The following is a 15,895-nucleotide window of genomic DNA, read 5'->3' on the forward strand; positions in this document are numbered from 1 at the left end:
GGCGGCGGCGGGGGTGGCGGCGGTGCCGGGCAGGTGTCGGTCGCCAGGATCACCGAGCCGTCGGGGCAGGTTTGGGTTGCCGGCGGCGGCGGAGGTGGCGGGGGCGGAGGCGGCGGCGGTGGCGGCGGCGGCGGAGCCGCGTGGCCACCGAGCGGCAGCACGAACTTGAAGTTCCCGCTGTGGCTCTTGATGTCGCCGTTGAACTCGCCCTCGTACCCGACCCTCACGTCGACCGGGCCCATCTTGCCGCCAATGCTGAGGCCGGCGAGGATGGAGCCGCGCTTCTGGGCCGCCGACACCACGTCGAACGCGCAGGTGTCGATCTGGCACATGAACGCTTCCGAGATGTCGGTGCGCCGTTCGCCGAAGCGGTAGCGGTAGCCGACGTTCACTTCCGGAACCACGCCGCCCATCTGGGTCGCCCACTTCACACCGCCGGTAAGGAAGGTGTGGCTGGACTTGTTGTTGCCCAGGTGAAGCTCGGCGCCGGTGCCTCCGGTCTCGATGAACTCGTCCATCTTGGCGTGGACGTAATCGAGGTTGAGGTACGGCGTGAGGACCGAGGCACCGCCCATCGGGAACCGGGCGCCGCCATGGAGGCCGAGGGTGTACATCTTGACGTCCGGATCGCCGTCGACCGTGGCGGCGAAGCTGGTCCCGGTGCCAAGGCCGGCGAAGTCGATATGACGGCGGCTGTCGCCGTCGTACCAACTGTAGGTGCCCACGCCCTTCACGTAGAAGGCGCCCGGATCGTACACCCCGTAGGCGCCGACCTGCATGCCGTCGGCATCGACCTTGTCGCCGAACAGATGGTCGCGGGTGTGGTTGGTGACCATGCCTGCGCTGACGCCGAGGATGGCGGCGTTGCCGACGCTCGCATCGACGCCGAGCAGACCGGTGAACCGCTTCGCCTTCATCGTCCCGGCTTCACTGTCGCCGTCCGCCTTCCTCGTCTGATAGTCGAGCTGACCCCAGACGTGGATCGGCGAGGAGGCGCGGCACTCAAGCACCGAGCCGGCCAGCGCCGGAACCTCGCAGCTCGTCGCATGGTCGAGGATGTCGTTATAATGGACACCCAGCGACGAGAACGACTGCAGGTAGTTGGCGTAGCTGGCCCCGGCGAGCTGGTTGAGCGCGATGTTGTAGTTCACCGGGTCGGTGATCAGGAACAGGTCGCTCAGCAGATCCGCGAAGCCGCCGGTCAAAGTGACGTCGAACAGGCACTCGAGGCCCTCGCCGACCTGCTCGCCGTTGTTGTTGAGGCCAGGGACCTCGTTGAACGGCACCCGGGTCAGCGCCAGATCGACGTTGTTCTGGTTGTCGTAGACGCAGCCGAAGTCGAGCAGCAGCGAGTCGGCCGGAATGCCGCCGATGATGCACTGGTCGAAGGTCCCGGTGCGGACGTTGGCGTCGATTACGTTCTGATAGACCGTGGTGTCGAACAACGTCCCCGGAGCGAGGTTCGCGACCAGCGTGCCGTCGAGGAACGCATTCTCGACGAACACCTGCGGATAGGTGCCCACCGGCACCTCGCCGGCAACCGCGCCTGGAAGATCGAAGGTGATCGTCCCCGGAGCGCTGGTGGCCGGAGCCACCACCACCGGAGCGCGCAGGTCGAGCGTGTTCATGAACACATAGGACGGGCCATCCACCGGATCGATCTGGAGGTGGAAGTTGCCGCCGTTGTTGATGTTCATGGTGCCGACACCGCACGAGCTCAGCGCCGGGCTGTCGGCAGCGCCGCCGCCGGTTCCCGCCGCCACCCCGGCCGCCGGCAGGCAGCTCGAGTTGATGATGCCGTTGAACAAGGTCTCGCCGCCGGTGACGTTGATCGTGTCGGCGTCGCTCTGCAGCTCGATGTTGCCGAAGATGCTGCCCGACAGGAGGTTGATCACCGACCGGTTGGGAGCGTCGGTCACGTCGATCGCGGTGCCGCGGTGGAAGGTCGTCCCGCCGTCGGTCGAGACGCGGACGATGATGTCGCCCGAATTCTCGATCGTGGTGACATCGCCGGCAAGCGGAACCGTCACGCCATTCGACGTGACCCGGATGCCATACGCCGTCGCCGACCCGCCATTCTCCGTAATCGCATCAACATTGATCGAGCCAGAGTTGCTGATCGTCATGTTGTTGATGCCGCCATCGACGCGGATGCCCGTCGCCAATGCCGAGCTCAGCGGCGTCGTGGTGGTTGTCGTCGTCGTCGACGCCACCACCGTGCCCGGACCATCGGTCGTGTAGTTCACGAACGTATGGGTCGCCGAAGCCACCCCGCCCGAAGCATGGGCGAGGACGTTGAGCGTGCCCGAGTTGTTGATCGCGCCGTCGATCGGCTGCGCGTTCGTCACCACTACCGGTGGCGAGCCTGCAACCGTAGTCACCGTCGCCTCGTTCGAGACCAGGATGCCTTGGGCATGCGCAACCGCGGTTCCCGGGGCTGTCGCATTGGCAGTGACGTTGATCTCGCCGCCATCCTCGTTGGTGATGGCAACCGTCAGACCCGCGCCGCCGGACCCCGACCCCCGATAGCCGATCGCGCCGGCGTGGGCGGTCCCGGCGAGCGTCGCATAGGACGTCGCCACGGCCGTCGCAGCCACGTTGATCGTGCCGCTGTTGTCGAAGTTGATCGCGACCGGATCGGTCTCCTGATAGACGCCCGTCGCATAGGCCGTAGCCACCGCGTTCGAGCCACCGCTCGCCGTCGCATGCGCGCCGACGTTCAGCGTGCCGCTGTTGACGATGGTCGCGCTGCCCGTGCCGCCGACGTCCTGACCCATTCCGATCGCCTGCGCCCAGGCATGCGCCGAGCCGGAGAAGGTCGTCGTGGTCGTGGTCGTGGCACTCGTGCCCGTTCCCGTGGTGTTGGTGACCGTTGCCGATACAACCGCATGCGCATGCGCATTCGCGGTTGCCGTTACGGTGCCCGCATTCGACATGAACGCAGCGACCCCCGGCCCGTCCGCTTCCTGGTACATGGCGGTGTTGGCGTTCGCGATGGCCGAGGCATGATTCGTGCCTGTCGCACTCGCCGTCGCCACCAGGGCGAGCGTGGCATTGTTGGTCATGTTGGCCGAAGCAACCGGCCCCGACACTTCCTGCCATGCGGCGTAGGACGCCGTGGCGTAAGCCTTGGCGTTGGTGCCGCTGGCATAGGCCGCCGCGCCGACTTCCAGCGTGGCGTCATTGACGAAGTTGGCGGTGGCGCCGGCGACGAGCAGCGACGTATCCACGCCGGTCCCGACCGTAAGCCCATCGCCATTGGCGATCTGATGCACGCCCGCGCCGACGAAGGCGTTGGCATTCGCCACACCGGTGCCGGTCGCATGCGCGTTGGCGTTGATCGCGATCGTGCCCTCGTTGGTCAGCGAAACGTGCGCTACCCCGGCAACCCCGGCCAGCGGCGCCGAGCCATAGGGAGTCGCTGTGAACGATGTGCCCACCGCGTCTGCAGTGGCATACTGGACGATGCCGACCCGGACCCGCGCACCTGCGTTCGCCGCTCCGCCGACCGCATCCGCAGATGCCGCGACAGTGATCGTGCCCGAATTGTAGACATGGTCGGAGGCCGTGCCGCCGTTGGCGTGCGCCTGCTGCGCGATTCCGGCGCCGACCGATGCGTAGGCATTGGCCGAGATGGTGCCGGTCGCGGCCGCATTCGCGCTAACGTTGATCGCCGACCCATTGGTCAGCGAGGCGAGAGCGACACCGCCAACCGTAACATCGGTCGCGGTGGCGCCGGTGCCGGTTGGGGTCGTGAAGGTCCCCGAAGCGCGAGCGAACTGCGAGATTCCGTCCAGAACCAGGGCTCCGGCAGTCGCATAAGCGGCGCCGTCGCCTTCGCCGAGCGCTTTCGCGGACGCGGTAACGTCGATCGAACCGCCATTATTGATGATCGCGCTGGCGTTGACGCCGTTGGCGCCCTGGCCGACGCCCAGAAGCACCTGAGCAGTCGCATAGGCGTCACCGACGACCGTCGTCGCCGTGGGGCCAACCCCCAATACGAGGGTGCCGGCATCGGCAGTCGCGGCCGCGGCTACGTTGATGGAGCCGCCATTCGCGATGGTCGCGTTCGCATCGCCGCTGGTCGCATAAGCGGATTGCAGCACTCCGAACAGAATGTCGGCCTCGGCCCCGGCATCCACGCCGGTCGCGTCGGCGGCCGCGTTGGCCGCGACCGCGATCGCGCCGTCGTTGGTCAGATTGGCCGCCGCATTGGCACCCGTGCCATAGGCAATGGCGTTCTGCACGAGACCGGACTTCACCGCCGCGGTCGCGTAGGCATCCTGCCCAGTCGCCGTTGCGCTGGCGAGAACCGAGATCGCCGCATCGGCGGTATTGTAAATGTTCGCGGTCGCGTTGCCGCCGCCGGTCGCCGATGCGACCTGGATCAGGCCGCGCTGGACGAACGCGCTGGCGAAGGCCGTTTCCTGCGCCGTCGCATAAGCATGCGCGCCAACCTCCAGCGACCCGCTGTTGTTGATGTTGGCCACTGCATTGCCGCCGCCGCCCGCGGTTACGAGCTGGGAGATCCCGCCTTCGGCTTGCGTCGTGTAGGAAACGCCAGTGCCCGACTTGGTTGCGTAGGTGTGCGCGACCTGGACCGTTCCGCCCACCGTCGCGTTGGCAACCGCAATGCCGTCGGCACCCGTCGCTGTCGCATTGGCAACGACGCTGTTGTCGCCGGCGAGGTTGATCGTCGCGTAAGCGTCGCCGCTGCTCGCGTATGCAGACTGGAGAATCCCGCTGTGAACCGCGGCATTGGCGAACCCGGAGTCGTCGCCGAATCCGAGGCCAGTCGCGTGGATGGCGATCCCGCCGGCTTGCGAGATCATGGCATGAGCGCTGCCGCCGCCGAACGCGTCGGCGGACTGGATGATGCCATGGTCGACCGAAGCGTAAGCGAACCCGTCGCCGCCATCGGTCGCCAGCGCGCGAGCATGCGCGCCGATGTCGATCGAGCCCGCGCCGGTGATGCTCGCCGCCGCGTTGCCGGAGGTGGCGAAGGCGTGCTGCTCAACCCCGAAATTGTTGGTCGCGGTGGCGTACGCCGACTTGGTCGCAACCGCGTCGGCCGAGGCGTTGATGCCGATGGTGCCGTCGTTCGCGATCAGCGCCGCGGCGTCGCCGCTGTTGTAGGCGGTGCCATAAGAAGCGGCCCGCTGATAAATGCCGCCGAGGACCTCGGCGTGCGCACGTGCGAACGTGGGGGTCTCAGTCCCGTAAGGGCTGGTGAGGGCCCCGACACCGGCGACCGCCGCAATGTCGATCTTACCACCATTATTGAGGGTGACATTGGCCGCGCCGCCGCCAAAGTTGATCGCCTTCTGGCTGATTGCGGCATAATCGGTGCCGTAGGTGGTGTCGAAGCCGACGACCGCGTGGGCGACGCCGTCGAACGTCGAATGGACATTCGCCACGGCGCCGATGTTGATGACTCCGTCAACGTCATTGGTCAGCACTGCGCTGGCCACCGCGTCCGTCGCGTACGCCTGCGCCGACTGCCAGATACCGTTGGTGACCTGTGCGCTCGCGAAGCCGACGGCGTTGGAGGCGGTCGCCACGGCGTTGACGTTCATCGTGCCGTAATTGTGCATTTTGACGGTCGCGTCGCCAACGGTGGCGTAAGCGAACTGCCACGCGCCGAATGCGACGTTCGCATCGGCGTCGGCGGTTTCGCCGAATCCGGTTGCGACCGCGGAAACGGTCAGGTTGCCGTTGTTGACGAAATTGGCGGCCGCTGTCTCGGCCGAGCCGATGCTCTGCGCAACGCCGCTGTCGATATGCGCGCTGGCATAGACGCTGCCGCTCGCAATGGCATCGATCAGAATGTTGCCGTCGTTGGTGAAATTCAGCGCCACGTCGTCGCCGGTGGCGACGTGCTGGAAGATCGCGATGCCGTCGATGTTGGCGTTGCCGTTCGCCCCGCCCGTCGAAATCGCGCCGACTTCGGCGGTCTGGTACGGATAAGTCGTGGTGTCGTAGGCCGCGTTGGTCATGCCGAGCGTGATGTCGCCGCCGGCGTCATGCTGGACGATCTTGCCGGTCGGGACCGAATTGACCGTCGCCGCCCCACCCGCGGTGTTGATGACGCCAAAGAAACACTCCGCGTTATCGGCGATCGTGCAGATCGAGATCGTCGGGTCGGTTGAGCTCGTCCCGGCATGCGTGCCGTCGGCCAAGGCATCGTGCGGCGCGGCGAACGCCGGCGCTGCGAAAATCGAAGATACACCCAGTGCGGAAATCGAGGCTCCGGTGAGAAGCGCAATACGCCGGTGCGAGGTCTTCATGAATGTATCCCCTGTTCTTAATGCCGCGGCCGCGGACTTTTGGTTACGCTTGGAAAACCCCTCCCTGGATGGCTGCAAAGTCGGCACGCAATGCAGCCCGCCCCCAAGGCGGGATATTCCTCTAACCGTGGCTTATGCCCGCATTGTCGGAAAAGCAAAGCCAAAAAATTGATCCGGATTGCGTATATCCGCCATTCCGGCGGCCCCCTGTGGCGAAGCCGCAACAGTGCCGCCGGCGTCGCGCGCGCGCGTATGCGGATAGGTTGCGTGGGTTCCGCGAAATTGTGCAGTTCAGTTCGCAGCAAGGTTCGGGCGCTGACAATAAGCCCCCGTCGACGGCGCCGGGACGACTCGCTATCGGATGCCCGCGCTTTTTCCACACCCACGTTCAAGATCAGGGGAGACCGAATTGTCCAAAGCTTATGTTTCGCTCGCGTTGATGGTCGCGCTCGGCGCCGGTGCTCCGGCCCTGGCGACCGCTGCGCCGACGCCCGCCGCATCGAGACCCGCCGTATCGAAGCCCGCTGGCGCCGCCCAGGCCGCTCCGACCCGCGCCGCGCTGCTCAAGGGGCTCGACAACGCCTTCAAGAACATCGACACCAACGGCGACGGCTCGATCAGCGCCGCCGAAGCCCAGGCCACTGAAGGCAAGATCCAGCAGCAGCAGCTCGCGCGCCGGCGCAGCAACATCGAGGCCGAGTTCACCAAGCTCGACACCAACAAGGACGGGCAGCTGAACAAGGCCGAGTTCATGGCCGCCGCGTCGACCGCCCCGGTGAGCGCGCCCAACGGCGCCGCGATCGTCACCCAGCTCGACACCAACAAGGACGGCAAGATCAGCCCGGACGAATATCGCGCGCCGCGCCTTGCCATTTTCGACAAGCTCGACACCAACAAGGACGGCACCATCAGCGCGACCGAGCGCCAGGCCGCCATCGCCTCCCGCACCAAGAAGTAAGCGCCTCGGCGTTCGTTGGATAAAGGCCGCGCGGTCTCCTATGGCGCGCGGCCTTTTCGCGTCTTAAGGACGACTCTTCCCCGGGGTAGCGCTGCCGGCGCTTGAGAAACCTGCACGAGCAGGAGACCCGTCGAACCTGATCCGGCTGACACCGGCGGAGGAAGAGGAGTCTAACATGGCCGACGCACTCGCTCGCACCGAACTGACCGTTACCACCGGGCCGATCCGGGGCTCGCGCAAGATTTACGTCGGGGAGCGCCCAAGTCTTGGCAGGGGCGTCGCGATGCGCGCGGTCGACCTCGAGCCCAGCTCAGGCGAGCCGCCGGTCGTGCTCTACGACACCAGCGGACCTTACTCCGACCCGCAGCAGCGCATCGACATCATGGCCGGTCTGCCCGAGCTCCGCGCCGACTGGATCCGCGCGCGCGGCGACGTCGAGGAAGTTTCCGCGCGAGACGTCCGCCCCGAGGACAACGGGCAGCTCGGCCCGGACCGCTCCGGCGGCGTCGCCTCCTTCCCCAACACCCGCAAGCGCGTGCTGCGCGCCAAGCCCGGGGCCAACGTTTCGCAGATGCATTACGCGCGCCGCGGCATCGTCACGCCCGAGATGGAATATGTCGCGATCCGCGAGAACATCGGCCGCGAGGAGCTGTTCGTCACCCGCGACGGCGAGGACTTCGGCGCCTCGATCCCCGATTACGTCACCCCCGAATTCGTCCGCGACGAGGTCGCCCGCGGCCGCGCCATCATCCCCAACAACATCAACCACCCCGAAAGCGAGCCGATGGCGATCGGCCGCAACTTCCTGGTCAAGATCAACGCCAACATCGGCAACAGCGCGGTCGCGTCCGACGTCGCGGCCGAGGTCGACAAGATGGTCTGGGCGATCCGCTGGGGCGCCGACACGGTCATGGACCTGTCGACCGGCCGCAACATCCACGACACCCGCGAATGGATCGTCCGCAACTCGCCGGTGCCGATCGGCACCGTCCCCATCTACCAGGCGCTCGAAAAAGTCGGCGGAGTCGCCGAGGACCTCAATTGGGAGGTCTACCGCGACACGCTGATCGAGCAGGCGGAGCAGGGCGTCGACTATTTTACCATCCACGCCGGCGTCAGGCTCCCATACGTCCCGCTGACCGCCAAGCGCGTCACCGGGATCGTCAGCCGCGGCGGCTCGATCATGGCCAAATGGTGCCTCGCCCACCACCGCGAGAGCTTCCTCTACGAGCGCTTCGCCGAGATCTGCGAGATCATGAAGGCCTATGACATCGCCTTCAGCCTCGGCGACGGCCTGCGACCCGGCAGCATCGCCGACGCCAATGACGAGGCCCAGTTCGCCGAGCTCTATACGCTGGGCGAGCTGACCAAGCTCGCGTGGAAGCACGACGTCCAGGTGATGATCGAGGGCCCCGGCCACGTGCCGATGCACAAGATCAAGGAGAATATGGAGAAGCAGCTCGAGGTGTGCGGCGAGGCGCCCTTCTACACCTTGGGGCCGCTGACTACCGACATCGCGCCCGGCTACGACCACATCACCAGCGGCATTGGCGCGGCGATGATCGGCTGGTTCGGCACCGCGATGCTTTGCTACGTCACCCCCAAGGAGCATCTCGGCCTCCCCGACCGCGACGACGTCAAGGTCGGAGTGGTGACGTACAAGCTCGCCGCCCACGCCGCCGATTTGGCGAAGGGCCACCCGTCCGCCCGCGCCCACGATGATGCGCTGTCCCGCGCGAGGTTCGACTTCCGCTGGCGCGACCAGTTCAACCTGTCATTGGACCCCGAAACGGCCGAGGCGTTCCACGACCAGACCCTCCCCGCCGAAGGCGCCAAGACCGCCCACTTCTGCTCGATGTGCGGCCCCAAATTCTGCTCGATGAAGATCAGCCAGGAAGTCCGCGACTTCGCGCGCCTGCAAGAACAAGGCGCCGCCGCGCCTTCAACCCTCTCCCTTGATGGGAGAGGGCAGGGTGAGGGTGACGCCTCCGCTGTACGGACGCTCGAGGAAGCCGACTTGTCCGCCGAAGCCGTGGCGAACGCTGGAATGGCCGAAATGAGCAAGCGCTTCCACGACGAAGGCGGCGAGCTTTACGTGCCGGCGGCGGAGTGATCCTCGCCCTCCTCCTTGCCGCCGCGGCCCAGCATGCCACGGCCCAGCTCGTCGGCACCTGGCGCCTGGTCTCGGCGACCCAGAGGATGGCGGACGGCCACGAACGGCCGGACCCCGACCTTGGGCCCCGACCCCGCGGCTACATCACCTATACCGCCACCGGGCGGGTCTGCACGATGATCGGAAGCAGCGAGCGGCCGCGCTGGGTGGATGGCGCGCACCCGACCCCGGCCGAGGCCAGCGCCATCTTCGCCAACATGGTTGCTTACTGCGGCACCTATACCCTCGACGAGGCGGCGGGCGTGGTCGTCCATCACGTCGAGCTCGACCTGTCGCCGAACCGCATCGGAACCGACCGCAAGCGCTTCTTCAAGCTTTCGGGAGATCGCCTGGAGCTTCATCCGGCGCCGCCCTGGCCGGCGGGCGTGCGAGACTGGACGGTCGCGTGGCGGCGGGTTCGCTGAAGAACACATGGCCGAGATGAGCAAGCGCTTCCGCGACGAAGGCGGCGAGATTTATGTGCGCGCCGGATGATTCGCCGTCTTTTTGGCCTTCGAAAACGAGCCGTCGCAGCTGAGCAGCACGACGCAACGCTTGAGCTGTTGAGGTCGGATTGGCGCTGTTCCTGCTGCGGCGAGTGGCACCACGGTTTGATGGACATGGCCGCTCACACTCCCGATCCGTGGCCCGACGAACCCACCTACGAACCGAATTCGGCACTGCGGCTGGAGGGCAACTTCCTGTCGGAAGACTTTTGCGTGCTGGAAGGCGAGCATTTCTTCGTTCGTAGCCTGCTCGAAATTCCCGTTGATGGACTGGAGAGACCGTGGGGCTTCGGATGCTGGAGCACCCTCAGCCGCACCAATTTCGAAAAGTACGTCGCCGGCTTCGACGACGGCGAATATGAAGACGACGGGCCGTGGTTCGGGTGGCTTTCCAATCGGCTCAAGATCTACTTCGACGAGGGAGAGCCGATAGGCGTACACGTGCTTCCGCACCCAAATCGCCAGCGACCCAGACTAATCGTAAAGGACCAGGATCATCCGCTCGCGATCGCTCAGCGCGACGGCATAACCGCTGAACCGATGCTGTCCCTGTTGCGGGCATACGGTCACGGCCCCACCGTTCAGTGAGCAAACGCTTCCAAAACGAAGGTGGCGAGATTCACGCCCCCGCGGCGGAGTGATTTAGACTTCAGCCCGCTCATTTCCGTGTTTCGAGACTTGCCATCGCCAATACGACAAGTTTCATGGAGGGCATGGCGAACAATCCTCAAGGCGATACGCAGCAACCAGATTTCGACGTTCCATGGTTGGAGCGATGGCGAGCGGCTGATTTCTCGTGGCCGGGACTAGCGAAACATCGCTCTTGGCTAACCGGTCAAGGAGGAACTCTTCAAGAATTTCTGCGCGCGATGGAGAATCAAGCGACGGACGCCGATTTGCTGGAGCGCGGAATTTTGATCGGTTGTGGCGAGTACGGAGTTTTCCATGTGTTATTCGTCCCGGAAGATTGGGCCGAATCGCAACAAGCTGCAATTTCGGCACCTGATCTTCTTGCGGCGAAGGAGCGGTATTGGCAGGGGCTCTTTACTAACGGTCCCCTTCGAGATGGCAGCGACGCCACTTTGTCGGGTGTCCACCTACCACTGGACGTCGAACGTCGCTTGGTTTCCAGCGCACGCGCTTCATTCGACTGGGTGCGGTTCAACTCGGAACTTCGAAGCATTCCGAGGCGCGGCGACCGTTCATTTACATGGTGCTTCTTCGGCGAGCAGCTCAACTTCTATGGAAGGGCGAATGCTGGCAGCGGAGAGTGCACCGTTCATTTCACATGGTGTGAGTTTGCGAAACCAATAATTTTGGAGAAAGTCTCAAATCTCGACTCGCTCGACCTTAATGGCAGCTCACTCCACGAAAAATTGGAGGTAAGCGATTCTGATCTCTCGATAGTGCGATTAGATCATTGTGATGCGAAATCGCTGAGTATCACTGAGACCAGCGTCAGAGGTCCGCTCACCATCGGAGGCTCGACGATTGAATGGATTGAATGGATCAACTGCACGTTTGACGCCCACGTGCTTCTTGTCGACTCGGAGATAAAGAAGTCAATCGGTCTATTGGCATGTGACTTCAGAAGCCGCCTCACTCTTGCCGAGATAACTTGGCCTGCATCGTCTTATGGCTGTGCGTCGGCCTCTGGATCCAAATTTGATGGCATCGTGGAAATCGCGGGCGGCGAACCGCCGCCCGTTCAGCTTTTCCAAGAGGCTGAGTTTAGGAGCAAGGTCTCGCTGAATTCATTCTCGGACCGGTCGAGACGGGAAAGTTTCAAGAAAGAGTTGGCCGCGGTAGGAAGTCAGTCTGAGCAGACTTTCAACAAGCAGAAGCATGCACAAGACGTTGAGTCAGGGTGTAGAACCTTGAGGAAGGTCGCCGAGGCTGCCGGTGACGTGCAAAGCGAGCAGCTTTGGCACCGGGCTGAGTTGATTGCCCGTCGAGCACGCGGCGAAAGCGCCGCATCGGAAAAGTCGTTTTCGAGCCTGTATGGGCTACTAGCTGATTACGGTTTGTCGATATCCAGGCCATTCGTCGTCTTGGGCGCCGCAATGGCGCTCTTTGCGCTCATTTATGCGTGGATTGGTGGAATGAGCTGGTTTGGTTCTATCGATTGGCGCAGCATCGAAGAAGGGCTCGGGTATTCGCTAAATCGAACGCTTCCGATTGGCGTCTTTGCAGAGGATCATAATGCTTGGCGAGAACATCTGTTGGGTAGCAGTGGGCAGGTGGGTGATATTGCGGTACGCGCGATAGCGACGGCTCAGACAATTTTCTCGGCGACACTTATTTATCTCGGTGTCATGGCAATTCGGCGAAAGTTTCGGATTTCCTGAACACGGGTTGGGCCGCACCCGGCAAGGGCCCGCCCTCATCAGCTTGGAATCCAGTTTTGCGAGGCATGGAATTGCAGGATCAAGCGGCACCGGCGGGCTAATCGCCGCTCACAAAAAGCTGTCCTATTCGCTCCGGATTTGCTTCACCCTGATCGATGGGCGGACGAACGAGCAAAACCAATCCAGCAGCACGCGCGGTCGGCCGTGCACTGCCGAAGGAGCGGGCGCACAAAACATCGCCGTCACTGCGAAGATTGGTGAAGTTTCAGTGGCAGCCGGTCTTAGACCGAGCCGCCACTCCCTCGCGTACGCGCGCGCCTGCACGCACATGTCGCTGCCAACTTTGGCAACTTCCGAGCGTTCAGATTGCCGGCATTGGGCGCGTTTTTGGGCTCAGCTCTTCCCCATCCGCACCAGCGCCGCATCCAGCGCCTACAGGAACCGCGGCCGGTCGGCCCTGGCGAACGGCGCCGGCCCGCCGGTCATCCCGCCGCGCTCAGGCCACGGCGCCCCACAACCTCCTCAATTGCGTCTCGCTGCCGTTGAATTTGTCGCGATCGCACCTGCCGATGCCCTTGACCGTATGCGGCTGCGGGCCGACGGCGCCATCCGTATATTGCCACATCGTCCAGGTCGGCCAGTTTGGCGGCACGACTGCCGTCGGGCCATATTGGGCGATCCACAACCAGCTTTTCGCGAGCACCGAATCACTCCCCGCGCCAAGCTTTTCCTTGAGATAATGACCCGCGTAGAGACCGGGCCATTGGCCGGTCTGCTCGAACACGTGGGTATTGAACGCCCGCGCCTCCTCGAGCGACATCGACGGTCCCGAGGGGTTCGGCTCGAAGTCGAGCACCAGCAGCGTGTCGGTCGGATCGCCGACGGCGGTGAGGAATTGGATAGCCTGCTTCACGCCGTCGGAGCCGGTCGCGAAATGATACGCGCCCCACAGCAAGCCGGCGGCACGAGCCCGCGTGCGGTTCGTCCGGTACATAGGATCGATATTGGCTTGCCCCTGTGACGCTTTGTGGATGACTCCCAGGATGCCGTCCGCCTTCGCCTTGGCAAAATCGAGACGAGTGCCGTTGTGGTGCGAAATGTCGATGACTGCATTGATCGTCATGGGAATCTCCCCGGACCGGGCGATTCGGCGTGCCCCTTTTATGCTGATTCAATCGCTTCGCCCAATGTCGGACTTCACTTCCCCAACCGCACCATTGCTTCGTCCAGCACTTGCAGGAACCGCGAGCGGTCCGCCTTGGCGAACGGCGCCGGGCCGCCGGTCACTCCGGCCCCCGAGCGCAAATCGGCCATGATCGCCCGCGTTGCGATCGCGCCGCCGATCGACGCGGCAGTGAACGGCTTCCCGTTGGGGCCGATGACCGTCGCGCCCTTCTTGAGGCAGCGGTCGGCGAGGAGGATGTCGCCGGTGATCACCACCGTCTTCGCGTCCATCGCTTCCGCGATCCAGTCGTCGGCGGCGTCGAATTTGTCGGATACCACCACCCGCTGGATCAGCGGATGATCGGGTACGCGCATGTGGCTGTTGCTGACGACCGTGACGGGCACCTCGCGCCGCCACGCGACCTTGTACACCTCGTCCTTCACCGGGCAGGCGTCGGCGTCGACCAGGATCTTGACGGCGCTCGTCACGATTCCCTGTTTCGGCGCTCTCAGCTGTTCTTCAGGTTCTCCAGCCCGCGCGCGCCGCCTTTTTGTGACGGGTTGGCGGCGATGGTCTTCACCTTCGCCTTCTTGGGCTTGCGCGCTTCCTTGCTCTTTTTCTGCTGTCCCTTGGCCACGGCTGATCTCCTGCTGCGACGCGGCGGATGCGCCACCTCACGGCAGTCATAGCCTGATGGCGGCGACACTCAAACGGTCAGGCGAGGCTGGCCTTACCTTGGATAAGGTTGCAGGATGCGCCGGCTCCGGCGAAGTAGCGCCACACCTGCATCCGCGAAGGCGCAACCAATCCGATGACCTGTCGTTAAGCGCCGCTGATGCCCGCCCTTCGCCATGCGCTCGCCGCCGCCGGTTCTATCCTCGTCGCTCCGCTTGCCTCGGCAGAGGAGCGGCAGGTCGATCCGCTGCACTTCTTCGAAGGCCGCACGGAAACGCAGGGCACGGTCAAGGTCATGTTCCACAAGCCGTACCGGACGCGCAGCATCGGCGCCGGCCGGATCGAGCCGGACGGGACCCTGACGCTGGTCCAGCGCGTCGAGGACGAAGGCAAGCCGTCGCACGAGCGGCGCTGGCGCGTCCGCCGCGCGGGCCCGGATCGCTTCGTCGCCAGCATGACGGAAGCCGTAGGGCCGGTCGCGATCGAGCGGATCGGCAATCGCTATCGCTTCCGCTTCACGATGAAAGGCAACATGCGCGCCGAGCAGATCCTGACGCCCCAGCCCGACGGCCGCTCGGCCCGCAACATCATGAAGGTCAAGCGCATGGGCATCACCGTCGCGACCACCGAGGGCACGATCCGCAAGATCTGAGACGATGTACGCAGCAGACGTCCCACCGAACACAACCTTCTATCACGGCACCAAGGCCGACCTTGCCGTCGGCGAACTGATCCGTCCGGGCTTTGGTAGCAATTTCGTCGAGCGCGAGCTCAAGCACATCTATTTCAGCGCGACGCTGGAGGCCGCCACCTGGGGCGCCGAGCTGGCCAGGGGCCCAAAAGGACAGGAAGGCGCGCGCGGACGCATTTACATCGTCGAGCCGACCGGCCCGTTCGAGGACGACCCCAACCTCACCGACAAGAAATTCCCCGGCAACGTCACCGCCTCCTATCGCAGCCAGCATCCCTTGCGAATCACCGGCGAGGTCGACGACTGGGTCGAACATTCGCCCGAACGCCTCCAGGAAATGCGCGACAATCTCGCCAAGCTGAATGCCAACGGGGCCGCGGAGATCATCGAGGACTGAAACCAACATTTCGGAGACTTTCGTGCGCCCGTGACGTTGGGTTCGCTTCGAACCGACGGATGGAGGATTGAATGGCCACCGTGTCCCAAGCTGCGTCGCGCGCGCCGCTGCGTTATTCCAACGTGGCGGTGACGCTGCACTGGACCATCGTCGTCCTGCTGCTGACCCAGGTCTGGCTCGGCTTCACCTTCGCCGACATGCCGCGTGGCCCGGCGCGGATGGAGTATTTCACCTGGCACAAGACGGTCGGCGCGACGATCCTGTTGCTAACCCTGGTCCGGCTCGGCTACCGCTTGGCCAACCCGGCGCCGCCCTATCCCCCCGAAATGCCGCACTGGCGCCGTACCGCGGCGGTCTGGAGCCACCGCCTTCTCTATACTCTGCTGATCGTCCTGCCGCTGACCGGGCTGATCGCGGTGTCGGGCCACAGCTCCGGCTGGTTCACGCCGCTGGTCGGCAACATCCCCTTGCCGGTGGTGCCCGGGATCAACGAGGCGACCGGCGAGATTTCGGGCGACGTCCACGTGTTCCTGGTGTGGTCGACGATTGCCTTGCTCGTCATCCACATCGGCGCCGCGCTCTACGAGCAGTTCGGCACAAAAACGGGCGTTGCCTATCGAATGCCTCCGTTCCGGGCTCGGGACGGGGAGCGCGCGGTCATCGCCCAAGGTTCGGCCGCCGAGATTGACGCGACTCGACTTTGACCGGAGACGCCG

General features: G+C 64.5%; 12 protein-coding genes and 1 riboswitch. Of the genes, 8 read left to right on the top strand and 4 right to left on the bottom strand.

What is annotated here, in order from left to right; genetic code table 11:
• On the bottom strand, positions 1-6,287 hold a 6,287-nt coding region (locus N539_RS17460; protein WP_081774101.1), incomplete at its 3' end, for an autotransporter domain-containing protein.
• A gap of 409 nt (positions 6,288-6,696) precedes the next feature.
• Here N539_RS17460 and N539_RS0100100 point away from each other — a divergent pair.
• From N539_RS0100100 to N539_RS0100120, 5 genes are all read left to right on the top strand, one after another.
• A complete protein-coding gene (locus N539_RS0100100; RefSeq protein WP_028968616.1) occupies positions 6,697-7,245 on the top strand; it encodes an EF-hand domain-containing protein in 549 nt (182 codons plus the stop codon).
• A 71-nt stretch (positions 7,246-7,316) separates the two neighbouring features.
• A riboswitch (TPP riboswitch) is annotated at positions 7,317-7,425 on the top strand.
• Positions 7,421-9,358, top strand: a complete 1,938-nt coding sequence (gene thiC, locus N539_RS0100105) for a phosphomethylpyrimidine synthase ThiC (protein ID WP_028968617.1) — start codon at positions 7,421-7,423, stop codon at positions 9,356-9,358. Its footprint overlaps the riboswitch before it by 5 nt.
• A complete protein-coding gene (locus N539_RS14630) occupies positions 9,355-9,822 on the top strand; it encodes a lipocalin-like domain-containing protein (RefSeq protein ID WP_051531057.1) in 468 nt (155 codons plus the stop codon). The genes thiC and N539_RS14630 overlap by 4 nt, the downstream gene beginning before the upstream one ends.
• 66 nt (positions 9,823-9,888) lie before the next feature.
• Entirely contained in the window at positions 9,889-10,491 is a 603-nt protein-coding gene (locus N539_RS14635; RefSeq protein ID WP_081774103.1) for a DUF2199 domain-containing protein, read from the top strand.
• 125 nt (positions 10,492-10,616) lie between these two features.
• Complete coding sequence (locus N539_RS0100120) at positions 10,617-12,251, top strand: hypothetical protein (protein WP_197018299.1); 1,635 nt, start codon at positions 10,617-10,619, stop codon at positions 12,249-12,251.
• Between the two features lie 496 nt (positions 12,252-12,747).
• Here the strand turns inward: N539_RS0100120 and N539_RS0100125 are convergent, their stop codons facing one another.
• From N539_RS0100125 to N539_RS19080, 3 genes are all read right to left on the bottom strand, one after another.
• Entirely contained in the window at positions 12,748-13,374 is a 627-nt protein-coding gene (locus N539_RS0100125; protein ID WP_028968619.1) for a glycoside hydrolase family 25 protein, read from the bottom strand.
• A 74-nt stretch (positions 13,375-13,448) separates the two neighbouring features.
• Positions 13,449-13,904 carry a YaiI/YqxD family protein gene (locus N539_RS0100130; protein WP_028968620.1) on the bottom strand — a complete coding sequence of 152 codons (456 nt, stop codon included), beginning with the start codon at positions 13,902-13,904 and terminating at the stop codon, positions 13,449-13,451.
• A 20-nt stretch (positions 13,905-13,924) separates the two neighbouring features.
• Positions 13,925-14,053, bottom strand: a complete 129-nt coding sequence (locus N539_RS19080; protein WP_269319412.1) for a hypothetical protein — start codon at positions 14,051-14,053, stop codon at positions 13,925-13,927.
• Positions 14,054-14,251: 198 nt separating this feature from the next.
• On the opposite strand from N539_RS19080, the gene N539_RS17465 reads away from it, so the two are divergent.
• The 3 genes from N539_RS17465 to N539_RS14645 all read left to right on the top strand — a co-directional run bounded on the left by N539_RS17465 (position 14,252) and on the right by N539_RS14645 (position 15,883).
• Positions 14,252-14,743 carry a DUF3833 family protein gene (locus N539_RS17465; protein WP_051531059.1) on the top strand — a complete coding sequence of 164 codons (492 nt, stop codon included), beginning with the start codon at positions 14,252-14,254 and terminating at the stop codon, positions 14,741-14,743.
• Between the two features lie 4 nt (positions 14,744-14,747).
• Positions 14,748-15,179, top strand: coding sequence for an NAD(+)--rifampin ADP-ribosyltransferase (gene arr, locus N539_RS0100145; protein WP_028968621.1), 432 nt, complete (start codon positions 14,748-14,750; stop codon positions 15,177-15,179).
• 71 nt (positions 15,180-15,250) lie between these two features.
• Positions 15,251-15,883 carry a cytochrome b gene (locus N539_RS14645; protein WP_037551604.1) on the top strand — a complete coding sequence of 211 codons (633 nt, stop codon included), beginning with the start codon at positions 15,251-15,253 and terminating at the stop codon, positions 15,881-15,883.
• Positions 15,884-15,895 lie beyond the last annotated feature (12 nt).

It is taken from the genome of Sphingomonas sp. URHD0057 (assembly GCF_000620665.1).
In the GTDB taxonomy this organism is placed as follows: Bacteria; Pseudomonadota; Alphaproteobacteria; order Sphingomonadales; family Sphingomonadaceae; genus Sphingomicrobium.

Bases quoted from the DNA above. Each gene is read 5' to 3' on its own strand.
- N539_RS14645 (WP_037551604.1), top strand. From the start codon at position 15,251: ATGGCCACCGTGTCCCAAGCTGCGTCGCGCGCGCCGCTGCGTTATTCC.
- N539_RS0100120 (WP_197018299.1), top strand. From the start codon at position 10,617: ATGGCGAACAATCCTCAAGGCGATACGCAGCAACCAGATTTCGACGTT.
- arr (WP_028968621.1), top strand. From the start codon at position 14,748: ATGTACGCAGCAGACGTCCCACCGAACACAACCTTCTATCACGGCACC.
- N539_RS0100125 (WP_028968619.1), bottom strand. From the start codon at position 13,374: ATGACGATCAATGCAGTCATCGACATTTCGCACCACAACGGCACTCGT.
- thiC (WP_028968617.1), top strand. From the start codon at position 7,421: ATGGCCGACGCACTCGCTCGCACCGAACTGACCGTTACCACCGGGCCG.
- N539_RS14635 (WP_081774103.1), top strand. From the start codon at position 9,889: ATGATTCGCCGTCTTTTTGGCCTTCGAAAACGAGCCGTCGCAGCTGAG.
- N539_RS17465 (WP_051531059.1), top strand. From the start codon at position 14,252: ATGCCCGCCCTTCGCCATGCGCTCGCCGCCGCCGGTTCTATCCTCGTC.